Annotated in this window: 26 protein-coding genes and 1 tRNA gene; 14 read left to right on the top strand and 13 right to left on the bottom strand. The window is 40.3% G+C overall.

Annotated features, from left to right (window positions below):
- Positions 1 to 66: 66 nt before the first annotated feature.
- Complete coding sequence (locus tag ATG70_RS13525) at positions 67 to 777, top strand: hypothetical protein (protein ID WP_098444811.1); 711 nt, start codon at positions 67 to 69, stop codon at positions 775 to 777.
- A 69-nt stretch (positions 778 to 846) separates the two neighbouring features.
- On the opposite strand, the gene modB is transcribed toward ATG70_RS13525, so the two are convergent.
- The 6 genes from modB to ATG70_RS13495 form a co-directional block, all read right to left on the bottom strand.
- Positions 847 to 1,506 (bottom strand): molybdate ABC transporter permease subunit, encoded by a 660-nt coding sequence (modB, locus tag ATG70_RS13520; protein ID WP_098444810.1) that lies wholly within the window; start codon positions 1,504 to 1,506, stop codon positions 847 to 849.
- Positions 1,499 to 2,257 carry a molybdate ABC transporter substrate-binding protein gene (gene modA, locus ATG70_RS13515; protein WP_098444809.1) on the bottom strand — a complete coding sequence of 253 codons (759 nt, stop codon included), beginning with the start codon at positions 2,255 to 2,257 and terminating at the stop codon, positions 1,499 to 1,501. Before modA ends, modB begins: the two co-directional genes overlap by 8 nt.
- A 134-nt stretch (positions 2,258 to 2,391) precedes the next feature.
- Positions 2,392 to 3,273 (bottom strand): vanadium-dependent haloperoxidase, encoded by an 882-nt coding sequence (locus ATG70_RS13510; RefSeq protein ID WP_179886274.1) that lies wholly within the window; start codon positions 3,271 to 3,273, stop codon positions 2,392 to 2,394.
- 81 nt (positions 3,274 to 3,354) lie between these two features.
- Positions 3,355 to 3,996 carry a response regulator gene (locus ATG70_RS13505; protein WP_098444807.1) on the bottom strand — a complete coding sequence of 214 codons (642 nt, stop codon included), beginning with the start codon at positions 3,994 to 3,996 and terminating at the stop codon, positions 3,355 to 3,357.
- Between the two features lie 2 nt (positions 3,997 to 3,998).
- Positions 3,999 to 5,027 (bottom strand): sensor histidine kinase, encoded by a 1,029-nt coding sequence (locus ATG70_RS13500; RefSeq protein WP_257147696.1) that lies wholly within the window; start codon positions 5,025 to 5,027, stop codon positions 3,999 to 4,001.
- 17 nt (positions 5,028 to 5,044) lie between these two features.
- Positions 5,045 to 5,764, bottom strand: a complete 720-nt coding sequence (locus tag ATG70_RS13495; RefSeq protein ID WP_098444805.1) for a cell wall-active antibiotics response protein — start codon at positions 5,762 to 5,764, stop codon at positions 5,045 to 5,047.
- A 394-nt stretch (positions 5,765 to 6,158) separates the two neighbouring features.
- Between ATG70_RS13495 and ATG70_RS13490 the strand changes: the two genes are divergently transcribed.
- Positions 6,159 to 6,488 (top strand): hypothetical protein, encoded by a 330-nt coding sequence (locus tag ATG70_RS13490; RefSeq protein ID WP_098444804.1) that lies wholly within the window; start codon positions 6,159 to 6,161, stop codon positions 6,486 to 6,488.
- Between the two features lie 18 nt (positions 6,489 to 6,506).
- On the opposite strand, the gene ATG70_RS13485 is transcribed toward ATG70_RS13490, so the two are convergent.
- Positions 6,507 to 7,337: an alpha/beta fold hydrolase gene (locus ATG70_RS13485; RefSeq protein ID WP_179886273.1), complete on the bottom strand. Its 831-nt coding sequence runs from the start codon at positions 7,335 to 7,337 to the stop codon at positions 6,507 to 6,509.
- Positions 7,338 to 7,540: 203 nt separating this feature from the next.
- A complete protein-coding gene (locus ATG70_RS13480; protein ID WP_098444802.1) occupies positions 7,541 to 8,881 on the bottom strand; it encodes a sodium-dependent transporter in 1,341 nt (446 codons plus the stop codon).
- A gap of 313 nt (positions 8,882 to 9,194) precedes the next feature.
- On the opposite strand from ATG70_RS13480, the gene yugI reads away from it, so the two are divergent.
- Complete coding sequence (gene yugI, locus ATG70_RS13475) at positions 9,195 to 9,611, top strand: S1 domain-containing post-transcriptional regulator GSP13 (protein WP_098444801.1); 417 nt, start codon at positions 9,195 to 9,197, stop codon at positions 9,609 to 9,611.
- A 46-nt stretch (positions 9,612 to 9,657) separates the two neighbouring features.
- Here yugI and ATG70_RS13470 read toward each other — a convergent pair whose 3' ends face one another.
- Positions 9,658 to 9,888: a DUF378 domain-containing protein gene (locus tag ATG70_RS13470; protein ID WP_098444800.1), complete on the bottom strand. Its 231-nt coding sequence runs from the start codon at positions 9,886 to 9,888 to the stop codon at positions 9,658 to 9,660.
- Positions 9,889 to 10,184: 296 nt separating this feature from the next.
- On the opposite strand from ATG70_RS13470, the gene ATG70_RS13465 reads away from it, so the two are divergent.
- From ATG70_RS13465 to ATG70_RS13455, 3 genes are all read left to right on the top strand, one after another.
- The gene (locus ATG70_RS13465) at positions 10,185 to 11,348 is read left to right on the top strand and encodes an iron-containing alcohol dehydrogenase (protein ID WP_098444799.1); all 1,164 of its coding nucleotides are present in this window, start codon (positions 10,185 to 10,187) and stop codon (positions 11,346 to 11,348) included.
- A 369-nt stretch (positions 11,349 to 11,717) separates the two neighbouring features.
- Positions 11,718 to 13,079, top strand: coding sequence for a glucose-6-phosphate isomerase (locus tag ATG70_RS13460; RefSeq protein WP_098444798.1), 1,362 nt, complete (start codon positions 11,718 to 11,720; stop codon positions 13,077 to 13,079).
- Between the two features lie 102 nt (positions 13,080 to 13,181).
- Positions 13,182 to 13,592 carry a YugN-like family protein gene (locus ATG70_RS13455; RefSeq protein ID WP_098444797.1) on the top strand — a complete coding sequence of 137 codons (411 nt, stop codon included), beginning with the start codon at positions 13,182 to 13,184 and terminating at the stop codon, positions 13,590 to 13,592.
- Here ATG70_RS13455 and ATG70_RS13450 read toward each other — a convergent pair.
- The gene (locus ATG70_RS13450; RefSeq protein ID WP_098444796.1) at positions 13,583 to 14,575 is read right to left on the bottom strand and encodes a potassium channel family protein; all 993 of its coding nucleotides are present in this window, start codon (positions 14,573 to 14,575) and stop codon (positions 13,583 to 13,585) included. The genes ATG70_RS13455 and ATG70_RS13450 overlap by 10 nt on opposite strands.
- Positions 14,576 to 14,697: 122 nt before the next feature.
- Here ATG70_RS13450 and ATG70_RS13445 point away from each other — a divergent pair, with 122 nt between their 5' ends.
- The gene (locus ATG70_RS13445; RefSeq protein WP_098444795.1) at positions 14,698 to 15,006 is read left to right on the top strand and encodes a YggT family protein; all 309 of its coding nucleotides are present in this window, start codon (positions 14,698 to 14,700) and stop codon (positions 15,004 to 15,006) included.
- Between the two features lie 104 nt (positions 15,007 to 15,110).
- Here the strand turns inward: ATG70_RS13445 and ATG70_RS13440 are convergent, their stop codons facing one another.
- Positions 15,111 to 15,893, bottom strand: coding sequence for a carbonic anhydrase (locus ATG70_RS13440; RefSeq protein ID WP_098444794.1), 783 nt, complete (start codon positions 15,891 to 15,893; stop codon positions 15,111 to 15,113).
- 346 nt (positions 15,894 to 16,239) lie between these two features.
- Here ATG70_RS13440 and ATG70_RS13435 point away from each other — a divergent pair, with 346 nt between their 5' ends.
- Complete coding sequence (locus tag ATG70_RS13435) at positions 16,240 to 16,947, top strand: DUF4386 domain-containing protein (RefSeq protein WP_098444793.1); 708 nt, start codon at positions 16,240 to 16,242, stop codon at positions 16,945 to 16,947.
- Here the strand turns inward: ATG70_RS13435 and ATG70_RS13430 are convergent.
- Complete coding sequence (locus ATG70_RS13430; RefSeq protein ID WP_098444792.1) at positions 16,944 to 17,537, bottom strand: Crp/Fnr family transcriptional regulator; 594 nt, start codon at positions 17,535 to 17,537, stop codon at positions 16,944 to 16,946. The genes ATG70_RS13435 and ATG70_RS13430 overlap by 4 nt on opposite strands.
- 159 nt (positions 17,538 to 17,696) lie before the next feature.
- Here ATG70_RS13430 and ATG70_RS13425 point away from each other — a divergent pair, with 159 nt between their 5' ends.
- Positions 17,697 to 17,876 carry a hypothetical protein gene (locus ATG70_RS13425; protein WP_098444791.1) on the top strand — a complete coding sequence of 60 codons (180 nt, stop codon included), beginning with the start codon at positions 17,697 to 17,699 and terminating at the stop codon, positions 17,874 to 17,876.
- Positions 17,877 to 18,062: 186 nt separating this feature from the next.
- Positions 18,063 to 18,135, top strand: a tRNA-Ala gene (locus ATG70_RS13420).
- A gap of 66 nt (positions 18,136 to 18,201) precedes the next feature.
- Here ATG70_RS13420 and ATG70_RS13415 read toward each other — a convergent pair.
- Positions 18,202 to 19,428: a tyrosine-type recombinase/integrase gene (locus ATG70_RS13415; RefSeq protein ID WP_098444790.1), complete on the bottom strand. Its 1,227-nt coding sequence runs from the start codon at positions 19,426 to 19,428 to the stop codon at positions 18,202 to 18,204.
- Positions 19,429 to 20,199: 771 nt separating this feature from the next.
- Between ATG70_RS13415 and ATG70_RS13410 the strand changes: the two genes are divergently transcribed.
- The 4 genes from ATG70_RS13410 (at position 20,200) to ltrA (ending at position 24,609) form a co-directional block, all read left to right on the top strand.
- Complete coding sequence (locus ATG70_RS13410) at positions 20,200 to 21,081, top strand: type II toxin-antitoxin system SpoIISA family toxin (RefSeq protein WP_098444789.1); 882 nt, start codon at positions 20,200 to 20,202, stop codon at positions 21,079 to 21,081.
- A gap of 61 nt (positions 21,082 to 21,142) precedes the next feature.
- Positions 21,143 to 21,319 carry a hypothetical protein gene (locus tag ATG70_RS22535; protein WP_179886272.1) on the top strand — a complete coding sequence of 59 codons (177 nt, stop codon included), beginning with the start codon at positions 21,143 to 21,145 and terminating at the stop codon, positions 21,317 to 21,319.
- 465 nt (positions 21,320 to 21,784) lie between these two features.
- Positions 21,785 to 21,952 carry a UvrD-helicase domain-containing protein gene (locus ATG70_RS22980; protein ID WP_179886271.1) on the top strand — a complete coding sequence of 56 codons (168 nt, stop codon included), beginning with the start codon at positions 21,785 to 21,787 and terminating at the stop codon, positions 21,950 to 21,952.
- Between the two features lie 884 nt (positions 21,953 to 22,836).
- Positions 22,837 to 24,609: a group II intron reverse transcriptase/maturase gene (ltrA, locus tag ATG70_RS13405; RefSeq protein WP_179886331.1), complete on the top strand. Its 1,773-nt coding sequence runs from the start codon at positions 22,837 to 22,839 to the stop codon at positions 24,607 to 24,609.
- Positions 24,610 to 24,779 lie beyond the last annotated feature (170 nt).

The following is a 24,779-nucleotide window of genomic DNA, read 5'->3' as shown; positions in this document are numbered from 1 at the left end:
GTTAAAGAAGAATCTATTGTATTTGGGAAACGATTGGTTCTATAGTTAATAGTGAGGTGAAGGAACATGGATTTTTTGAAAGCAGTGGTAATTATCGCATTTTTGCTGATGGCCGCTAACATAGTCAAACCCTTCGTAACATCTTCGAGGAAAAGAGCGGCAGTTTTTGCTGGTTTCTGGCTTCTTTTATACATTGTTGTATGGGGCATTCCGGCTTTCGTCGATTCTTCATCAGGTGAATCGAGCACTGCCGACAATAAAACGACAGAACAGGCGGAGAAAGATGAAGATGAAGCGCCTGAGGCGGTAAAAGAAGAGGAAGCACAGATTGAAGAAGAGATTGACTTTGATCCTGCTTCGATTGAGTTCATTGTCGATGCAAAATCCTTGCTCGGTTTATCCAGAGAAGAATTTGTTTCTCAATTTCCTAAGAACATTGAGGTAGATGAAAAGGACCCACTGAAAATGACGTTTGAAAACGGAGAAGTACTATTTAAGGATAATATCGCTATTTCAATGACATACTTTCCTGAAGGGTTACAATACTTAGAAGATAATCGATTGTTGCTTGCTAGTTTGGGGTTTGAGGTAGAAGAGCTACGTAAAGGTTCAAATCCATTTGAAACGCCTGTTACGCTCTACCTTATCGAAGGTTTCTCAGACGTCACAATCTATGGTACAGAAGATGGTGGAGAGAAAGCCTTGATTGAAAAAATCTACTTGAGGAAGGAATTCTACTCGACGCAAGGAGATACGGATGCCGAAGCGGAAGAGTAATGATTGGCGCTAGTAGTATAAACGAAGCCTCTCATATGGTATAAAAAACTCGCTCAGCTGAGCGAGTTTTTACATTTTAACGGTTACACGATAAGAAAGTAAAAGCATAACGGTTGAAAGAAAGATGGTGACCAAAACCCATGACCAGGCAAGGTTCATTTGACCTGAATCAATGGCCACATAAATCGCTGTTGGCATTGTTTGTGTTTTTCCAGGAAGGTTGCCCGCGAACATTAACGTTGCCCCAAATTCTCCTAAAGCGCGGGCAAAACTTAAGATGATGCCAGAAATAAGAGCATTAGAAGCGAGCGGAATAGAAATCATTCGTAATACGGTCCAATTCCCTGCGCCATCTACACGAGCAGCGTCTTCAATATCGAGATCCACCGCTTCAAAACCGACTTTAGCAGATTGATACATCAAAGGAAACGCGACGACGCTTGCGGCGATTACGCCGGCTTGCCAAGTGAATATAAGCGGGTGCTGAAAGATGGTTTCAATCCACTGACCGACCGGACTTGAAGCGCCAAAAAGGACGAGTAAGATAAACCCAACGACCGATGGTGGAAGAACGAGTGGTAGCATAATGATCGTATCGATGATGCTTTTTCCACGAAACGTTCTTCCAGCCATAAGACGACTTACCGAAATACCCAACACTGTTACGATGATGCTTGCCACCAGCGAAATTTTCAAGGATATGAGAATAGGATCAAGGAAATCAGTCATCGGCACTCACATCACTTTGGAAACCGTATGATTCAAAAATCGCTTTTGCTTCTTTACTTTGAAAGAAAGTATAATAGTTCGTTGCTTCTTCACTAGCACCACGGACGACGCCAGCTGGATAAATGATCGGTGCATACGCTTGTTCAGGAACTTCTTCTACAAGGTCTACGTTTTTAGAAGAACGATAGTCGGTTTCATACACAATCCCTGCGTCTGCATTGCCTGTTTCAACGTATGTTAATACCTGACGCACATCCTTACCAAAAATCAGCTCTTCTTTTAAAGTCTCCCATACGTTCGCAAATTCTAGTGCTTGTTTCGCATAAGCTCCTGCAGGGACAGTTTCAGGTATTCCAATCGCTACTCGCTTCACGTTTCCGGAAGCTAATTGTTCAAAATTTGCGAGGTTAGATGAACGGCTTTTAATAAGTACGAGTTTATTCTTTAGTAATGGAGTCTGATAGTCAGGGTTTAGTAAATCTTCCTTTTTCACAGACTTAAAATGAGATTCGGATGCAGAAACAAATACATCAATTGGAGCACCCTGTTTAATTTGGTTGGCCAGTACTCCTGAAGAAGCAAGATTTAATGTGATGTTTGTATTGGGATGTTCTTTTTCATAAAGGGAATTAAGCTCGTTCATCGCATCACTTAAACTTGCAGCTGCGGCAACGGTTATACTAGCTGGCTCTGATTGAGGCGATTGACATCCTGAAATGATCAACGCGATCAAGAGAAATATGCGTTTCATATGTAAAGTCCTTTCATCTGCTAATCTTCCATCTATTATAACGAATCCATCTCATTTTGTACGGAAAGAACAAAGAGAAATCGAGTAAAGCTCTTTTTGCGAGCTTTACTCGATTTAAATGGTCAATTGAACAATTAGAAAAAGAGTTTAGGTTTTGGTTGTGTGTCATGCTGATGTGCAAATGGGTTTTCTGTACTTGAATCACAGGTTGAATCAAATTCGTAATCAATCACCTGTTTATATGGTGGAGGGGTTAATTTCGCGTCGCGATTTTCTCGGTATGGGACGTCAATCGATTGACCACGGCTATTCTCCTCTTTCTTTAGCTCTGAAGCTACGATAGAACCAATTTGCTTCCCAAGGCGAAGACCCTCTTCATTATCAACAGGGAAATGAACACCGGCGTACAATCTTGAGTCAGCACACTCTTTGGCGAGCTCGACTAATCGCTCCTTTTCGGTAGGAAAGAAGTAAGATAAAATCTCAGCTGTTGCTCCGCTAATCGTCGCGTGGCCGGATGGGTATGTCGGATGTCTCGGTGTACATAGGAGCGTCTTCAACTCATGGTCTAGCTGGTTTGGTCTTGCAACATTCCAGCGGTACTTTAAATACCAGGCTGTTGTAAATGCATCATTCATCCCTGCTGAAGTAGCGGCTAGAATTCTTGCTGCGCGTGGAGCTGTCACACCATATGTGTCAATTAATTTGTCGATAATAGGGGTCCATTGCTTGCTTGCAACCCCGGTCCCCCAATACTCCGCTAGCGTCGCCTCTTTTGGTGTTAGGTGCTTCTCGGCACGCTTGACCTTTTTTAGTTCTTTATCCCAATCAATCGATGAAGGGTGTTGGATGTCCAGTCGTATTGGTCTTCCGTTGAGGGTAGCAAAACGCCCTGGTGGTTGGTTACGAAGGTAGTAATCCGGCCACGATCCCGCATATGGTTCTTCTGGGTTATGAGGGGGCTTTTGTTCACCAGCATACGGAAGTTCTGACCATTTTTTATAATCGTCTGCCATTGCTTGTTTCCTCCTTAAATCGCTACTCATTATAGTAAATGCTTAGGGATTGAGAGAGGTGTCAAAAACAAGCAGGTTTGCTTACCGAACCATACCGTTTCGAATGGCGTATACAGCGGCCTGGGTGCGATCATTTACACCGAGTTTTCCAAGGATATTACTAACGTGGGTTTTAACCGTTTTTAATCCAATATACAATTCTTCTGCAATTTGGCTATTCGTTTTTCCTTCACCAATTAAAAGAAGAACTTCTTTTTCTCTTTTAGTTAATTCTTCATGTAGGGGTTTTTTAGGTTTCGAACGTAGTTGATTCATCATTTTTTGCGCCACTTTCTGCTCGATGACGCTTTCATCTTGAATCGCTTTTCGAATCGTAGCGATGATTTCATCCGCTGAGGCTGTTTTAAGCAAGTAGCTAAAAGCGCCTGCTTCAATGGCAGGAAAAACTTGTTCATCATCATAGAAGCTCGTAATAATAATAATTTTTGTATTTGGAAGAGTGGCCATTATTTCTTTTGTCGCTTCAATGCCCGTCATTTCCGGCATAATGAGATCCATTAAAATCACGTCAGGATGAAGCTCATTTGCGAGCGATACTGCTTCTTTGCCATTTGCACCTTCGCCAATAATTTGGAAATCAGGCTCCGTTAGAAGATACGCTTTTAACCCTTTACGTACCATATCATGATCATCGACGATCATCATTTTAATTTCATCTGTCATGGTTATCCCTCCAATGGCACACGCACTTCGACTAATGTGCCTTCATCTGGACGAGATGAGACACGAAACTGTCCACCGATTTCATCACTACGTTCTTGCATTGAATCGAGACCGTATGCGCCTTTTTTATTTTCATTCATTTCAAACCCTTTTCCATTATCCTTGATATGTAATGAAAATTGCTTTTTCTTAAGTTTTACAGTAATTCGAATCACAGAAGCTTCAGCGTGGCGCAAAGCATTTCCGAGACTTTCTTGAACAATACGGAATAAGTTTTCTTCAATTCCACCAGGAAGTTCCGGTAGTTCATCAAGTGTAAGGTGGAAAGTGACGCCAGATTTTTTTTCGAGTTCATCCACAAGCTTTCTGATGCCGACACAGAGAGTATCTTCTGATAGATGAATCGGACGAAGGTGAAGGAGAAGCGCTCTCATTTCGACTTGTGCTTTACTAGCGAGGTCTGCCACATCGACCATTTGGGATTTGGCTGTTTCGATGTCGCGGTCCATCATTTTAATAGAAGCAGAAGACATCATATTTAAGGCAAACAGCTGTTGACTAACAGCATCGTGAAGGTCTCGAGCAAGGCGCTGACGTTCTTCAATAATGGCAGCCCCCCTCGCTTTTTCGGCTAAGTCAGCTTTCTGATTAGCTAAATTTTGGAGCGAGGTTACCTGCTTCTGTAGTTTGTCAGTGAGTTCATTTAACTCGAAGCTAATCCGTCCAATTTCATCCTCTTCCGTAAGTTTTATCTTTTCAGTAAATCTTCCTCTCGATAACGTGATGATTTGCGTGGAAATATCTTCAAGACGGTTTCGGATAGAGAGCGTATCTTTGTAGCTAAAGTAACTTCCCAATACGATCACTAGCAACATGACGAAGAGGGGAGAAAGTAAGCTAAACCAGAGCGATACAAACCCGGGATGAAGAAATAACCCTATTTGGACAAAGAGGAAATAAAGAATTCCTGTAAAAAGAGCTGTAAAAAGAATCGACTTAAGTAACTTCCATCGTAAAGTGGATTTGTTCACATTGATTGCACCTTCCTTTAAATCCGATCAACTCGTAAATCAAGCACGGAAAAATCAAGGTAAAATACGATGCGCTGAAGAGCATCGTTAAAATCATCCGTTTCATAAGTGATGGCCTGTCCTCTTCCAACATTATCCTGATTGTGTTTATCGATTGTTGCGGATAAAACCTTGGCACTTCCATCGATCCGAAATGGAAGATCTTCTGGAAGAATCACATTAATGTCACCAACAAAACCGGAGAGATGAATGACCGTTTCTTTTTCGGGGATGAAAGTTGTTGAAAAATCAAAGTCGTAGTCGCATACAAAGCTCCAGTCATACATCGAGCGAACTTCCCAATTCGGTTTGTTGTAGGAATGGTCTCTAACTAGACTAAATCCTTGCACTTTACGGAATTGTCCAAGGATCTTAAAACCGATCAACACAAAAATGAGCGGCCACAATTTCCAAATGCTCGAAAGGGTAAAATGAATCACTTCAAAACGATCAAGAACGAGAAGTAGGCCAATGATGAATAAGAGAGTGCCAGTTGTCCATTTCTTTCGTTTCATGGAAGGCATCAATGCTTCCAAAAGATATTTTCCTCCGAGCAGAAGCAACAAAAACGGATAAAAAAAGACAATTGCTTCCGTCATTTCCATGGAAATAATGCCGAGATTTATAAGAAGAAGAAAAATTCCCAGACTAACAAAGAAAGTTGCTACAAGGAATCGTCCTGTTTGAATTCGTTTCATGTAATCTCCCCAATTCCTTCTGTCTCCTATGAGTGAACATATTTGACAGCAGTATGTTTATTTCCTGCCATATTTCTGAATAAGTCTTTATACTACGATAATCTTAAAGAAATACTTTCCTTTTTAGGGAATGTTGAGATAGACTGGTCTCATTTGATACTAGTTTCTAGCATGAAACACTGATACGATAATGGCAGCCTGTTAACTCTAGTGTATATCAAGATGAAGGACAGTGGGAGTTGCTTCCGATTGAAGTTTACTCCGCCTTAAGACTGAAATTTCATGTTAAAATCGAAACGATTAGTGGAAAGTATAGAATAATAGAAGGATGAAGCGCTTTTAACTCGAATAGATTGTTAAGAAGAGTAAGGTTTAAAATGAGAGAGGGAATAAAATGAAACAAAAACGCATGTTTAAACTGGCCGTTGCAGGATGTGTTCTTGGCATTATCGCAGCAGTGCTCTCAAGGTTTAATGTGATACCTCTAATTCAAGTCAAAGATATTTCATTTCTAACTGCATTTATTTTTCCCGCATTTGCCGTATTGGGCTGTTATTTTGTGAAAACAAGACCGATTATAGGAGGCTTCAGTCTGCTTGTTTCAGCAGCAGGCGGAATCATATTTTTGTCGATCTTTTATATTATACCAGCTGCCTTTCTCGTAACTTCTGGGTTCTTAAGCATCTTATTAAAAGAAGAACCACAATTGGTTCCAAATAAATAACGGCGCCTCGAGGCGCCGTTATTTTTCATGAAGGAAATGTTGAATTGCCTTCGATGTTTCGAGAGGTCTTTCTTCCGGTATTAAATGGCCAGTATGAGAGAAAACAAGGAGATCTGCGTCCGGCAGGTCTTTTTTCATCCGCTCTCCGACCCGAAGTGGAACAAGACGGTCATCACTTCCCCAAATTAGTAATATTGGAAAGTTGATTTTGTTTAGCGTTGTTGAAGCTAAATCTTCTTCCCGATCCCTGATCAGTCGACTTAGTGCCAAGAAAAAGCCTTTTTCATTAAAACTTGTCGTATAGCCGTCAATCACTTGTTGAGTAAGAAGCTTCCGATCATAGACAAGATGTTCGAAGTTTTTTCTTAAATTGATGGCGTTCATTGATAAGCTGAGGCAGTACGGAAAAAAAGGAAGATAAGAACAAACTCTCAGTCCTAGCGATGATGATTTAATATAGCTTGAGCTACATAAAAGAATCAGTTTCTCAACGCGCTCCGGGTGTTGGATACAAGTACGAAGCGCGATCTGACCGCCCATCGAATGACCAATCAAAACCACTTTAGAAATTTGCATTTTTTCTAAAAGGCGGTTGGTGAGAGCGGCATACTCATGTAGGGAGTAATGGATGTCACAGTTCTTTTCACTCTCACCAAATCCCGGTAAATCAAAGCTCAATAAACTGTAATGATCATGAAGAAGAGGAAAAAGTTTGCGGAAACTATAAGAAGAGGAAAGGAACCCATGGATGAAGACCAGTGTTTGAGCTTTTTTGTTCGGGTGTTTGTAATACTCATAAGACAATGTCACTTTGTCGAGCTGTATTTTTTCTTTCCTGGTTTCGAACACACTCTTCATCTCCTCTCCTACATTTGCTATTTAAAGTTTGGCTTACTTAGGTGAAGTTTATCCTAGTTGACGTATGAGAGAAGATCGTTCGAAGACAAAAAAAGAGACGAGGCGTTGGCCTCGTCTTTCAAAAGGGGGAATATAGATAGCTTACTACTTCTGTTATTCCCAGATCATATGAAGAATATACCTCTTTTTTAAAATTAATATGAAAGTAACGATGTAATAAGTACGATCGTAATGGCTGCTGGGACAAAATAACGTATGAGTCCGTACCAGATGGGGAAGATCACGCGTCCTAATTTGGAAGACATCATCACTTCATCCGCCAGGATCTCTCGCTTCATTTTTCGAGAAACAAAGACAGAAATCAAGAGAGCCCCGATCGGCATTAATAAGTTACTTGCTAGAAAGTCCATCGTATCAAAAATGCTTCTGCCAAATACGGAAATGTCTCCAAGAACACCGAATGACAAAGCGGATGGAATTCCAAGTAAGAAAACGCATAATCCTGCGATCCAGGATGCTTTTTTACGCTTTCCTTCACCGCGTGTTACCGTAGAAACGATAATCTCCATCAAAGAAAAAGCAGAAGTTAACGTTGCAAAGAGCAAAAGCGCTAGAAAGACGGTAAAAAACAATCCGCCAAACGCCATTTGGTTAAACACTGCAGGAAGAACGGTGAAAATAAGTCCAGGTCCTTCTGTTGGTTCAAAGCCAAATGCGAAGACAGCAGGGAAGATTGCAAGTCCAGCAAGAAATGAGATTAATACGTTTAGACTAACGACTGAAACAACGGAACCGGTGAGGTCAGCTTTTTTATCAAGGTAAGAGCTGTACGTCACCATTAAGGATATACCGACACTGAGGGCGAAGAACGATTGACCAAGCGCGTCTAGAACGCCTTCAGCTGATAGCATCGAGAAATCAGGTTTCAGGAAGAAAGAAACGCCCTCCATTGCACCGTCAAGAGAGAGAGAACGAACAACAAGCACTAGAAAAAGAATAAAAAGGGCTGGCATCATATAACGGCTTGCTGTTTCGATTCCTTTTTGAACCCCAAATTGCACGATCGCTACGGTTATCGCTAGGAATAATGCTTGCGTCAGGAGTGCTGTTGAAGGACTGCCGATAATTTCTCCGAACAGTTCTTCATAGCGGCTATTTGGAAGTCCGGTAAGAGATCCTGAGAAGCTTCTCGTTAAGTACGTTATCACCCATCCACCAATAACACTATAGAAGGATAAGATAATGAAGGATGCCGTTACGCCGAGATATCCGAGCCATTTCCATTTTGTACTACCAGAAATCGACTCATAAGAAGCAACGGCGTTTTGTTGGGAATGTCGACCAACGACAAATTCAGCAAGTAGCATCGGTGCTCCGACTAAAACAGTGAAAAGAAGAAACACAAGGAAAAACGCTGCTCCACCGTTTGTACCTGCCATATATGGAAATTTCCACAGTGCACCAAGCCCGATTGCTGATCCAGCTGAAGCCAGAATAAATCCGAATCTTGACGACCATTGATCATTTGATTTCATTCTTGTCACCTCATACAATATAGTAAGTCCAATTGATTGGCATTTTAACACTATAGCGAGCGGAAAGAATTCAGTCAATATCAAATATTCATGTATTTATTTACCACCTGCTAGAAGCGTTGCGATCATTGACATGATCACTTAGGTATCTGATTATTTTAATTTGAAAACAAATGCTTTATAATATTCACATGTCTTGCTATTCCTTCACTGGAAGGGTATGATTCTTAAAAAAGGCCAGTATGATGTTTTGTCTAGATTCGACATCTATGTTATACTAGTTAAGTTGAAAAAATTTGTTAGGAGTGTTTTCATGGCAGAGCAATATAACGTCGGTGATATCGTAGAAGGGAAGGTAACTGGTATTAAGCCTTTTGGTGCTTTCGTTGCAATTGACGACCAAAAGCAAGGTCTAGTTCACATTTCTGAAATTTCTCACGGCTACGTAAAAAATATCGAAGATCAACTTACTGTAGGAGACGAAGTTAAGGTTAAAATCCTTAACATTGAAGAAGGTTCCGGTAAAATCTCTCTTTCAATCCGTGCTACTCAGCCTAAACCTGAGCGTCCGGAAAGAAAGCCTCGCCCGGCAGCACCGAGCGGTGGAAACAAGAAACCACAACAAACTTCTTCTCCACAAGGCTTCAACACGCTTGAAGATAAGCTTAAAGACTGGTTGAAAGAATCTAACGACCGTCAAGCTCAATTGAACAAGCGCCTTAAGAAGTAAGTAATGACGAAAGAAGGCAGCCAATCGGCTGCCTTCTTTTTTTGATTTATGTTGTCGCACGATCTGGGTCATGTGAAAGCTCTTCAGTAGGTTTGAATAGTAGCGTTAGGCAATAAAGTCCACTCAGCCCAACAAGACCATAGACAATGCGTGCTAGTGCAGCATTTTGTCCACCGAAAATCGCTGCTACAAGGTCAAATTGGAAAAATCCAATGAGTCCCCAATTGATCGCTCCAATGATAACCAACCCAAGTGCGACTCGTTGTAGTGTGCTCAAAAGACACCCTCCTTTTATTAGAAAACATAATGATTCATTTATAAGATGAGAAAAACTCCGCAATATTATACATTTCATCTCCCCTTACTTCCTTTAAGCAGATTGCTTTATTTTTAAAATGGGATGAGGCATAATAAAGTGAAACTTCCGTCGTCTGACGGTTAGTTGAACGAATCGGACCTTTAGGGGCAGTTTATTCTCACCTTAACCTCTGGTTTTACTAAAGGCTATAGGTGAGTGTTTACTGCGCCTTAAGGCTGGGATAAACTTGATTTGAAATAAAGGAGGACATAACAATGAATAATTTCACATTCCAAAATCCAACAAAGTTGATCTTCGGTAAAGGGCAGCTTGAAGCGCTCAAAACGGAAGTTCCACAATACGGAAAAAAAGTCCTCGTTGTTTATGGCGGAGGAAGCATCAAGAAAAATGGTGTTTACGATAGCGTAATGAACACATTAAACGAAATCGGTGCTGAAGTATTTGAACTTAGCGGCGTTGAACCAAACCCACGCTTAACAACTGTTCATAAAGGTGTCGACATTTGTAAAGAAAATAATATTGATTTCATCCTAGCAGTAGGTGGCGGTAGTGTGATTGACTGCACAAAAGCGATTTCTGCTGGAGCTAAATATGATGGAGACGTTTGGGACTTCGTAACGAAGAAAGCATTCCCTGAAGCAGCTCTTCCATTCGGTACAGTTCTAACGCTAGCAGCAACTGGTTCAGAAATGAATCCAGGTTCTGTTATCACTAACTGGGAAACGCAAGAGAAATACGGTTGGGGACATCCACTTGTACACCCGAAATTCTCTATTCTAGATCCTGAGAACACGTACACAGTGCCAAAAAACCATACAGTTTACGGCATGGTGGACATGATGTCTCACGTACTTGAGCAATACCTTCACCCTGAATCAAATACAGAGCTTCAAGAAAACATGCAGTTCTCTGTACTTGAAACAGTGATGAACACAGCTCCAAAATTGATTGAAGATATGCAGAACTATAATCACCGTGCAACAATTATGTTGAGTGGTACAGTAGCGCTAAACCAATCACTACAGATGGGTGTTCGCGGTGACTGGGCTTCTCACAACATCGAGCACGCGGTATCAGCTGTGTATGATATTCCACACGCTGGTGGTTTGGCGATTCTCTTCCCTAACTTGATGAAACACAACCTTGACGTGAACGTTGATAAATTCAAGCGTCTTGCTGTCAAAGTTCTTGGCGTAAGCGAAGAAGGCAAATCTGACCGCGATATCGCGCTTGAAGGGATCGATAAGCTAAGCGCGTTCTGGAGCAGCCTTGGTGCACCAAACCGTCTTGCTGATTACGACATCGACGATAGCCAGCTTGATTTGATTGCTGACCGTGCGATGGCTAATGGCGCGTTCGGTAATTTCAAGTCTCTTGAGCGCGACGACGTGATGGCGATTTTGAAAGCTTCTCTATAAACGATAAGAACCGTTCCGATTGGAGCGGTTCTTTTTTTATGGTGTTTAATTTTGTGTGATTTTTGACCCATTTACGCTGTGTTCGGCAGCCCAGGTTAGAGCAAATCAATTTGCTCACCTGGGCTGCCGAACACAACGACCTTTAAGCTCCGCTTAAAGGCGATTGAAACTCTGGTTTCAATCGAATATGTCAAAAATCGAGCGGAGAAATTTGTATACTGAAGTGAATAAGTGAACAAGGTCAAAAGAGATTAGAAAGAAATCTTCTCAGGTAATCGCTTACATGGATCGGCGTTCTTGATTTCGATTAGGTCTTGGGCTAAAGTAAAATGTGGGTACTGAACAAAAAATGATAATTGGAGGCTAACTATGACTTCGAAAGTAAGTTTTGATTATTCAAAAGCATTGTCGTTTGTTGGCGAACATGAAGTAACATACATGGCGGATGCAGTGAAGGCTGCACACGAAGCGCTACATAATGGAACAGGGGCTGGCAGCGATTTTCTTGGCTGGCTAACGCTTCCGCATGATTATGATAAAGAAGAATTCTCACGCATTCAGAAATCAGCTGAGAAAATCAAATCAGATTCTGACGTACTTCTTGTTGTTGGGATCGGTGGTTCTTATTTAGGCGCTCGTGCAGCGATTGAAATGCTGAACCATTCTTTCTATAACGTGCTAACAAAAGAAGAGCGCAAAACACCACAAGTTTTCTTCGTAGGAAACAACATTAGCTCAACTTACGTGAAGGATCTCTTCAGCGTACTTGAAGGAAAAGACGTTTCCGTTAACGTTATTTCAAAATCTGGTACAACAACAGAACCTGCGATCGCGTTCCGTATTTTCCGTAAGTTCCTTGAAGAGAAATACGGCGTAGAAGAAGCTCGTCGTCGCATCTATGCAACAACAGACAAGTCAAAAGGTGCACTTAAAACACTTGCTGACGAAGAAGGATACGAAAGCTTCGTCATTCCTGATGATGTAGGTGGACGTTATTCTGTTCTTACGGCTGTTGGACTTCTTCCAATCGCAGCAAGCGGAATCTCAATCGAAGAAATGATGAAAGGTGCTCAGGACGCGCAAGATGACCTGAATACATCTGACATCGAATCTAACCAGGCTTATCAGTATGCAGCGGTTCGAAATGCTCTTTACAACAAAGGCAAAAATATTGAGCTTCTTGTGAACTATGAGCCATCTCTACACTATTTCTCTGAGTGGTGGAAGCAGCTCTTTGGCGAAAGTGAAGGAAAAGACAACAAAGGTCTTTATCCAGCATCAGTCGACTTCTCAACTGATCTTCACTCAATGGGACAATACGTTCAAGACGGCCGTCGTAGCTTGTTTGAAACCGTATTGAACGTTGGCAAAGCGCGTCATGAGATCACAATCGAAGAAGACGACAAAAACCTTGATAAGCTGAACTACCTTGCTGGAGAAACAATGGACTTTGTTAACCAGAAAGCATTTGAAGGTACAATGCTTGCTCATACAGATGGTGACGTTCCGAACTTAATCGTGAACATCCCTGAAATGACGCCTTACCACTTTGGTTATCTTGCTTACTTCTTTGAAAAAGCATGTGCCGTTTCCGGTTACCTACTTGGCGTGAATCCGTTCGATCAGCCAGGAGTAGAGGCGTACAAAACGAACATGTTCGCACTTCTTGGTAAACCAGGATTCGAAAAAGAAAAAGCTGAGCTTGAAGATCGCCTTAACACAAACGAATAGATCGAACTAGAGAGAGCGCAGCGGCGCTCTCTTTTTTTATTCATGAAATCTCCCTCATTGGACACGATAAGCGTAGACTATGTAAACAGGGAGGAAGTACACATGATTCCAATGAATTCGGAGCTCGAAGGGAAAACGATTGAACTTAGCATTATGGAGGACAAGCTTCGTCAACTAGGCTATAGCTACGGAGGCGGCTGGGAATATGATCACGGCTATTTTGACTATAAAATCGATGACGAAGACGGTTATCTTTTTCTACGAGTGCCGATTAAAGCCGTGAAAAAAGAGCTTGATGCGGATGGCGCGATTGTAGAAATTGGGCAGCCGTTCATGCTCTCTCATATGTACCAGGCAGGAGTCGATCCTGAAGGAAACATCGGGAATATCTCAGCGTCCTTTAACCAGTTTCAGGAACCAACCGATAAAGATGCTGAAATTGATGAAAAGTGGTTGAAATACGGAGAGCGTTACGTGAAAGAGTTTGACGCAGCACTCTCGTCTTATGTGTGAATCACAAGTAAAAGATCATCTGACTCGATAACAAACGAAGGGGAGGGATTCATGACAAGATCGCTTCCTCTTTTTACGCCAATCATCAGAATATCCTTTTCATTTAATTGCTGAGCGACATCACAAAACGAATTTTCACTAAAAGCCTCTGCCTTCATAAAATCGAGTTGGTTTGGCTTTAAATGAGTAAGCATTTCGAGGAGTGTCGTAGAAATCCCATGTGAAAAGACGCTATTCGTCATCACCGTACTTAGAAGATGCGCACTTTCAATAATTTCATCCGCCCCCGCACGCTCGGCATTCACAATTTGCTCAGGCGATAAAATCTCTACAATGGTATACACAGAAGGATTGATCCCTTTTACCGTTAAAAGGGTGAGGATCGTCTGCATATCCACTTCCATTTCACTTTTATACTGATCCGCTGTAATCAAGACAGTATGCGCATCGCTTACCTTTGCCTTTCGTAATGTACGATCCTCACCAGGATTACCTCGAATAAAATGAACGCCTTCTTTTTGAAGCGGATTTTCCGCAAGCGAATGATCAATGAGTACAATGGATCGCTCCGGCTGATTGGATAAAAGAGCTTTGATCGTATGCCTGCTCCGCGAATTCCACCCGACAACAACGACGTGATTGGCCCGTTCGTAGCTGCGCTCTCCGCGTCCAAGCGCTCCCTGCGTTATCACGAAAGAAGAGGCAAGCTTCGCCATATAAAAGGTCATAAATCCAGCACCAAACATAATAAATACCATCGCAAATGCTTTTCCTCTTACAGTCTCAGGTGATGTATCGCCGTACCCAATCGTAGAAGCTGTGACAATCGCAAACCAAACCCCATCGAAAACGGTCGGAAACATCTCTGGCTCTACCAGGTGCATAATAAAGCCCATCGTGATTAGAATCACAACAATCAGCGCACCGAGTTGTAATACAGGGGGATACCGCGATATATAATAAACTAAGTCACGTAATCTCAAAACAAAACGCTCCTTTCTCCACTTCCATTATGCCCATCAATCACTGGAAAAAAACGACACGTGTGTGATCCATCGCGACAGGGTAAAGAAAGGATATGACAGGACAAAAAGGGTGAAGAAATATGAGAGCATTATCATCATTCCTCGTATCGCTCGTACGCCTGATCTTTGGCATTATCGAAGCGATTCTCGGAATTCGCATATTGCTGAAACTATTCAGCGCAAATCCAACAGCTCCGTTTGTACAGTGGATCTATGACTTTTCAGCGCCGCTGTTATATCCATTCCGAAACATCTTTCCAACCACAGAATTCGCTGGACAGTATGTCGTTGAATTCTCTGCGGTGTTCGCACTGATTGTGTATAGTATTGTGGCGTCATTGATCGTACGGTTTGTGGCGATGGGATTAACGAGTCGGGAGAGAAGGTAAGAGAGGAGAAACGCTGACGGACGGCGTTTCTTTTGTTGTTTGGACTTTTATGGAACACGAAAAAAACCTCTTGCATCCGCAAGAGGTTTTTTTGATGGAGTAGACTATTCGACGTAGACTTCTCTCTTATTTAACGGTTGGGGTTCTCTTGCATTCCCATGCGGAAAATTTTCCGAAAATGCCCCAATCTGCTGTTCTGATAGTTCGATGGGTTCTTCTAGAACAACCCAGCTAACACCTTCAGAACAAGGAGGAGTCGTTAACGAACCGCTGTACCGAAATGTTGACATGTCTTCTGGCAGTAATGATTCCAACTTTAGTTTACTTGAGAGCTCTTCTTTACTGTGTTCGGAAGGGATATTTGAAAAGGCTTCAGCTAAGACTGGATTATCTTCACCTTCTTCAATAAGGAAGGCGAGAACGGCCAGCTCACCCGCTTCATTCTTATGAACAAGGTGACCTTCCATTTCAAAATGATCACCGTTCAAAGAATTTTCACTTGGGGTATGGAAGTGGAGTTGTTGTAAGGTATATTTTTCTCCTTGTAATGAAATGCTGTTTTCCCCAGTTGGATCTGTCAGTTGAACCGTGTGTCCGTTGTTTTCTAATGAAAACGGAGTGGATTGGTACGAGATATCAAGTGCTTCTAAATCATCGTTCAGTTCAACAGTAGAAACGTCAATGTTGATTGGAGACTGCTTTTCTCCTTCACCGCATGCTGCATACTCAGGGTGCAACGTATGCCAATTGGATGGCCCAGTTTCTCCTTCATATGACCATGTCACATCTTCTGCTTGATCCTCATCGATTTTTTTCTCCGTTTCAGCGGAGCATCCCATTAGCATGGCTATTGATAAAACTCCGGCGGGATTAATCTTTTTTAACATTTACCGTCATCACCAACCTCATTTTAGTTCATTAACAAACGCGTACTCCAATTATTTCAAAGCACCTAACATGGTTCAAAAGGATTTCGACCTAAACAGATCTTCACAAATTCCTTTGCTAACCCTTTTAATAGCACCATTGGCTTGGGAGGATAGAGCTATGGGATAAAAAAAGTGATTCGTGATCTTTATTGAAATTAGTGTGGTTTACTTAGGTAATCTCATTGTGGATAAGAATGGGACTTGCTTAAATTTCTAAAAGCGCAAAATCCTTGATTTAAGTCAATGAAAGTCTTCCTCAGACAAAATACAATAGATTTAACATCAAAGTCTAGGAGGCTCTTATATGGGGTTAGGGAGAACAACGAATCAAAACATGCAGCAGAAAGCAGCAGTCTTGTCTGGCATTTCCCTACTTATTATGGCGGTTGTAGCAGCTTTTGCTCATGGGTATGTCCACAGTTCACTAGTCGTTGACGGAGATGCGACAACGACATTAAAAAACATCCAGGCATCTCAAGGATTTCGCCTTGAGGTACTTGGATGGCTCATTATTATCATCATGGATTTAGTTGTATCATGGGGATTTTACTTATTCCTAAAGCCGTTTCATGCAGGTTACGCATTATTAGCGGGCTGGCTTCGTTTCCTTTATACAGCCATGCTAGCCACTGCGGTTTCACATCTGGTGGTAACGAACACGATTGTTCAAAATTCAGTGGGAGGTACGTCGGATACTGTGGCACAGCAAGTAATGGATGCCATCACAACTTTTGAAGCCATGTGGTCATTTGGATTAATCATTTTTGGACTTCATTTGATCGCAGTCGGACTGGTAGCATGGAATACAATCAAAATACCAAAAGTGGTTAGCTTTCTTGTCGTTCTAGCAGGCTTCAGCTACGCGCTTATTCATTTCATGTACCATTTTATCCCCCAACTTGAAAACGTTACTGAGCTACTAGAATTAATCCTTATGGTTCCCATGGTGATCGGTGAATTAGGATTTGGGATCTGGTTATTAGTAAAAGGAAGAAAAGTAACGATGGACTAATCAACAATCCTTAGGTTAGCTATGGATCGTTTCTTAATCCGGCTGAGAGATTCTGGCTTGATTCCCAGATAGCTTGCTAGTTGATACTGAGGAACTCGATCAATTAAATCTGGTCTTTTCTTCACCAAGTTCTGATAGCGCTCTTCTGGGGTAGATGAAATGAAGGAGGAGAATTCATCCCTCATCGCACCAAGATCTTCTTCCATCATTTTTCGAGTCAGTTCTTCTAACACCGGATGCAGGTCGTAAGCTTCCTGCTCAGTCGATAAATCACCAACAATAAGCGTACAGTCTTCCAAGCAGCTAAGAGAGTAGGGAGAAACTTTGTCAGGAGTATGCTGATTAAAGATCGTCACACTCTGTTCTTCCGTAAAGAAATTGTACGTATTCTCATTCCCATGTTCATCGACACCGTAAAGCCGTACACACCCTTTTAGAACAAAATAGCATTTATTGGGGACTTCACCTTGATGCAAAAGGACCGTTCCTTTCTTAAACGTAGCAACAGGAATATCGATTGTTAGCTTTCTTAATTCGGATTCACTGAGATCCGAGAAGCGTTTCATATACTGGATAAGGACATCTTTCATCGTATTCATCTCCCTTACCAATTCTCATTATTCTTTAGTATAGCATGATTAAAAAAGAGAGAAGTGGCGTTTAAAACCAGTTACTCGCTAAAGTAAAATGAATATGTTGTGACTACCCACCCGTATAATTTAAAAACAAGTAACACTTAGGAGGAGATCATGGACCTATTTTTATTTATATCCGTAATCGTTGGAATGACGTTTATTTTTTTATATTTTGTAATGAATTTTGACTTGAAAAAGAAAAAGTTAGAGGTAGAGGAAAAGAAGCTGGAGTTGGAAAAGAGGAGGTTGGAATTAAAAGAAGAAGCAGAGGAAGTAGGGGAAGGAAAGTTTTAAAAGATTTCAATAGATAAAAGACCCTCAATATACCTTCTGTACATTGGTATTGTGTTGAGGGGTTTTTGATAAAGGGGAGGCGATTTCAAAGTAGCGCACTTTCGCATATTTCAAAAAATAAGTTGCCCTCACAATAAAAGCTATGATAAAATAAATCTTGTCGACAGGAAATCGCTGTCATTATACGGGGCATTAGCTCAGCTGGGAGAGCGCTACACTGGCAGTGTAGAGGTCAGCGGTTCGATCCCGCTATGCTCCATCTAAAAAACCCTTGTGTATCAAGGGTTTTTCTTGTGAATGCAAGTTTGTACACACATCGCAATTATCAGTTTGTTGACGATTTGTTGACCAAATTATTATTTGGCGCATATTTATCAAATTGACTTGCAGTTTGCGTAGCTCTTTTCTTAGAAATATGTCCATAGATATCTGAAGTGATTTTCGAACTTGAATGACGAGCTCGTTTCTGAATGGCTGGTAAATTCACGTTATCTTCTTCCATTAAAAGTGCGACCATGCTATGGCGTAAGTCATGAAGACGAATTTTTTTCAATTTGTATTTCTCAACTATTCGACTCCATTTTGTTGTAGGCGTTGTAAAATAGAGTGGACTTCCTAATCCTTTATGAAAAAGATACTGGTGATCGCTCCCTTCCCAGTATTCAGCTGCGCTTTCTTTTTCCTTTAACCACTCAGCTTTGTACTCTTTTAATAACTCCATGTACCACTCAGGCATGACGACTGAGGCTTTAGATGATTTTGTTTTGGGATCCTTAATAATAGGTTGACCGTTTTCGCTACCTACAATGTTATTTATAATCTCTATTTCATTAGTATCAAATAAGACGTTTGACCACTCAAGAGCTGTTAATTCTCCTCTTCTAAATCCACCAAATAGAGCTCCTAAAAAATATACACGCCACATCAGTGGTTCCTGGTTCAATGCTTCAAATACTTCTCCAAGATCATCACTAGTGTAATACCTCATTTCTCTTTGTTTGACTGCCGGTTTTTTAACACCAGTCATCGGATTGTCTTTAATAATACGCCAATCATATGCTCTATTAAATACATTACAAAGCGCATCATAAAGTTTCCGTATAGAATCAGAGGAGAGTTTACCTGGACGTCCGTCTTTTCTTTCATTCTCACCGGTTGCTTTATCATCTAAAAACCGTATGATTTGAATTGTTTTAATATCTCCAATTCGTTTAGATCCAAAAATAGGGAGGATATGACTTCGTAAAGAGCTCATATAGTTCTTAACTACAGTGGGGGATAGTTCTTTAATTGCGTAACGCTTGTACCATTCCTGAACGAAGTCACTAAACAAGTTTTTGTTAGGAGCAATGTATTCACCAGCTTCGATTTCAATCTGGAATTTTGCTAACTCCTGTTGTAAGAAGTTTTCTAGTTTGCGTTTCGTTTTTAATAAAGGTGGATCAGTGATCCGTATTGTCTTGGTACGTTTTTTACGTTTACCTTTAGCATCATATCCTGCTTCTACCACCAACAGAAAAGAATTCTCTCCCCGTCTTTGGTAACTTCCCATATTAAATACCTCCTACTAAAACTTTAATAGAACAGAGTAATATAATAGGTGCTTTGGCTTCGAATAATTCCCTTCCCTATTTGAGAACGATTGTTACTTAGTTTGTAATAGAATTGAAGCACATTTACTAAAGTTGCATGGCTACCTTAGTATTTATCATTTTAATTCATTATTAACTTTGTAGCTTAAGCTACAATCTGAAATTTTAATTTTCTAAAACATTTTTTGTAGATGACAAGTTTATGGATTTTTCCTTCTTTATATCATTATACGAACAAAAGTTCTTGGTATCAATGAATAATCCACTTCAATGTAATTCTAAGTAGTAATCAAAATGCAAAAGGAAAAATCAAAGATGTTAAGTTAAAGGCATATTAGAAATTCTATTATCACGGACGATATTGTGATGAAGGAAGGGTTTTAAACGGTGGATATTGAATTTCTATGTTATTCCAGAATAGGGCAGCACTTATCTGATAGACTCAGTTCCTAGATACTTTAATGTTGTATAATAATTTTTCAAACGTCCGGATGGGATGGGGGAGATATATTTGGTAGGTATAAATCTGCGGATCCTAAAGTTGAGTTAATTAAGCATGAATAACTTTATATATACAAGGGTTAGTTTGATCAGATATTATATTGTGGAAAATGTGTCAATCTGTTTCGGAACAAGGATCGGGATACCTCGTTAATGCTTTTTTGTTACTTTCTACAATAATGAAGAATTAAAAAACATGAAGTATAATAGCGAAAGAAAGGAGGAATACGATGGAAGTAACCTGGTACACAATCTTAATATTGAGCATATTATTGCTTGGGATTGCATTTAGCATAGGTCTATACATATGGAGTCGAGAGTTTTACCTGAAATATCGCGTAGCTATTAGAAAGATATATTATGGCATGATAGTCCTCTCATCTTTCTTTCTCTGGGTATTCAATAAGTTTCCGGATGTTGGGGAGAACCTGCAGCACTTGATCGCCCTTGTAATTAGTGTAGTGGTCATTGATCTTTTCGTTTTTCAAACACCTGATATTACAAAGTTCATGTCGAATGAATTAAAACAAGAGGGTTTAGTTGAAAGTATCAATAAAAACCGAGGAACGTTTATTGAGTTGAGCGAAAAACTCATTAAAGTAAATCAGACGATGCCAAAGAACATGTTAGACTGGCACATGGATGAATTTGAATTTAGTCCTGAAAATTACGAAGAAGCCGCTCTCTCCTATCTAAGTGATTTTACAGTAACGTTCCAACTTGATCTTTATTCCTATATGGTAGAAGCCTCTCCTGTTGAAGAAGAATTCAAAATGAATGTCACAACTGCTTATAAAGAAATTATGAAAGACCATGATCTCACCTTAAGGAAAGTTGGTATGAGAGAAAAACAAGCCATTAAGACAATCCTAGAAGGAGAGAATATCGAAATACTCGAAAGCGAATCTTCATCTGTGTTATTCCCTTATTTTGGCGAGTATTACAATTTACTATTTCTGGTTAGTTCGAGGAAGAAAAGTGAAGTGACAGGGGCAGACGCTTCTCTAATGCTAAACCTGTTATATACGTTCGATTTGTGGTTACAAGCAAATGAGGAGGAAATATTGTCCTATGACGATGAAGCGGATGATGAACCAGAGACAAGAGAATGAGATGGAAATTGATAGGTACTTATGATAATATAGAATCAAGAACGAAAGGAGAGTGGAAGATATGAAAGTAAAAGAGACGCCATTAAGAAATCAAATAAAAAGAGAATCAACCAAAACTTCCCGTCACGGTAATGTGCCTCCTAGAAACCCGAACAAAAAGCCAACAACTATTAATATGAAGCGTTCAATAGGACGTATGAGAGCCAAGGACATGGACGCAATTAGACACGCTAAATAAAATAAATGAAGAAGAGGAAGCATGTTATATGTGCTTCCTCTTTTTAATGATATTTTTCGGTAATTTGCATAAACTATACAAACTATCGAAAAAGGTGTGTTTTTAATATGAAGAAAAACACGAAAAAATCAGTGCCTCAGAATCCAAACAAACGACCGTGTGTGGCAACAAATATCACCTTTTCGGTTCAAAAGGAAAATGAGGATTGGATTCGTAAGCTATCTAAAAAACTTAGATGATCTAGTACATAGGCGTATAAAACGATTCTTAAAGGAAGTTATCGATATGTAATAAATAGTTAACCCGCTTCTGCTGCTAAGCAAAGAGCGGGTGTTTTATTGCCACCAACAAACACATACACAGAACACATAGTAAAATCAATTGGATGAACAGCAAGTCGAAGCCATATTAAAAGACTAAAGGTATGGAATAATCTTGTTGTAGCTGGAACCCGCCGGTTCCGATTTGAGCCAGACAATTATCGAAAAAGTGAAGTACTTAGTTAAAGAACTGAATTACAATCCTAGCGAGGTGTTGGTTATCTCCTTTACGAACAAAACTACAGAAAACCTGGAGGAAAGAATGAACCAATACCCTACTGAAAATGGTGTATTTATAAGGCTCTCTTCGTAAAGATTGTTGCTTTTAAATGGACAAGGATAAATTAACTTTTTAAGGTATTATAGATACAGAAGCATCTTCAGCAATCGGGCAGTTTTGTGGTGCGAAACGTTTCTAATTAAACTGAGAATGGTCACATTACTCAGGTAAAAGTTAGACAGTTCTTTACAGAACTGAAGGATTATATCGAAGAGTCAAATGATAGCGTAACGTCTTGAAGGGCTCTCTCTTAGTCGAATAGCACTTGAATTAGCAAGGATAAGAGTGTTATAAGCTCGATGAAAAGGCGTGAGAATTCACCGTAACAGGATCGGCTGACGAAAACCTACCTGCGGGGGTGGTGTGAATCATAATGCTTGGGTTGAAAGAACATGGTGAGAATGCGTATAACCTATAAGAATAGAGGTTAAGCTGACGAACTTCTGAAGGTACAGGTCTATAACTGCAATACATAGAAATGTGTATATCACCAAGAGTGAGGTTAGTAGTGGATGAGTAAAACTCGTAAATATGAAAGTCCACGGTGTGTTAAAGGCGCATGAACGACTAACAGGCTTACAGGAAGCACCTAACTTCTTTCTATAATAGATATAATTCAACGTTGTAAGCTGATAACGTGGAGGACTTGCTTCCGATGAAATGGTGATAAGGAAAACAATTGTGAGAATAACAACTGTATAACTTACCTTAATATCAGTGAAAGTGGTGGCACAGTACCAATGAAATGTCTAATTCACATGGAGGGATCGCCACTAGACTAATGAAGATCATTCAACCATGTAAGACAGTTCTTTATCGATTAATAAGGTTCTCGTGAGACTAAAAGAGGTTCAACTCCTAAGGGAGTCACCGACTTGTTGAAACGGAAGAAACTGAGACACTCTGAGTATTACAATATGGAGCACTGCTTTGATAATCTGTACGCTCAAAGTGTTAATGGTCAGAATTTCTATGACTTAATGAATATTATCTGTTCGAACGAAAATATACGTCTTGCCTATCGAAATATCAAACGAAATACGGGAAGTAAAACGGCAGGTGTTAATAAATTAACCATCGATGACATTCGATCTCTGTCTGTAGAAGAAGTCATTGAGAAAGTTCAAAACACGCTTCAATCCTACCAGCCTGAAGTCGTTAGACGTGTTCTAATACCAAAAGCCAACGGCAAAACGAGACCGTTGGGGATACCCACCATCTGGGACCGAATTCTTCAACAATGTATTTTACAAGTCCTAGAACCGATTTGTGAGGCGAAATTCCACAAACACAGCTATGGTTTTAGACCCAATCGAAGTACGCATCACGCAAAAGCGAGATTCGAGTCTCTTATCAATTTGAGTGGACTTTATCATTGTATTGACGTTGATATTAAAGGCTTCTTCGATAACGTCAATCACAGCAAATTACTGAAACAGATCTGGTCTATTGGTATAAAGGATAAAGCATTGCTTTCTATTATCTCAAAGCTTCTGAAGGCAGAGGTTGAAGGAGAAGGCATACCAACCAGAGGAACGCAACAGGGCGGTATCATTTCTCCACTTCTATCCAACATTGTGTTAAATGAACTAGATTGGTGGATTAGTAACCAATGGGAAACTCTGGAGACTAGCCATCAGTACAAACATAATGGAAGTAAAATACAAGCGCTGAAGAGGTCAAATTTAAAAGAATGTTACATCGTCCGTTATGCGGACGATTTCAAAGTCTTATGTCGTACACGCTCACAAGCAATGAAAATGAATTATGCCATAAAGGATTTTCTCCATACAAGACTTCATCTTGAGGCAAGTGAAGAAAAATCGAAAGTAGTAAACCTAAAGAAAAACTCTTCAGAGTTTCTAGGATTTACGTTTCGAGCTGTCAAGAAAGGAAAGACGAGAAAAGGATTTGTGGCTCATTCAAATATGTCGAAAAAAGCCAAAGCAAATGCCAAAAGGAAAATGAAAGAATCCATCAAGGCAATCCATAAAAAGCCTTGTGCTGAGACCGTCTGGCATTTCAATACAGTTGTCATGGGGATCCAGAATTATTACGCTGCCGCCACTCATATCACAAATAATTTACATGAGTTGAACTTCTATCTTCGCAGGACATTATACAACCGATTAAAAGACGTGAGAAAAGAAGCTGAGTTTAAAGACATGACAAGTACGCTACAAAAACGCTTTAAAGGGTATGAACCCCAATATTATAAGATTCAAGACATGGTATTCGTCCCGATTTATGCGCAACGGCATAAAACCAACTTATGTTTTTCGCAAGAAACCTGTAACTATACTGCGAAAGGTAGGGCGAAAATTCACCAGAACCTAAAAGCGATTCAGAAAAATGTACTTAACTATGTCATGTCAAACTATATACCAAATCGAACGATTGAATACAATGATAATCGCATTAGTAAGTTCATCGCTCAGTACGGTAAGTGTGCTGTAACGGGAACAGAGCTTGGATTATCAGACTGGCACTGTCATCATAAGAGACCTTATCATCTTTCAAAAGATGATCGATTCTCTAACCTGATCGTGTTATATGAACCCGTTCACCGGCTTGTACATTTAAAGGATCCACTTAAAATTAAAGCGATCCTTAAAGAATTAAAGCTGGAAAACACTCAAAAAGAAAAGGTAAATGATCTTCGAAGGCAGTGCAATCTTCAAGCAATCTAAGATTTAATATAAATCGGCTTTATTCATTACATCGAAAGAATGAATTGGATTAGTTGGCGCGCCGTACGCGATGAAAGTTGCCCATACGGTGCAAACAGGGGGAAAAGGGGGCGATAACTTCAAACCCTTATCTATCTGTATGAAGACTCAGTTTCGAGATAATCGATATA

This window comes from Bacillus sp. es.036 (genome assembly GCF_002563635.1).
In the GTDB taxonomy this organism is placed as follows: domain Bacteria; phylum Bacillota; class Bacilli; order Bacillales; family Guptibacillaceae; genus Guptibacillus.
This window is presented reverse-complemented; position numbering and strand designations above follow the sequence as displayed.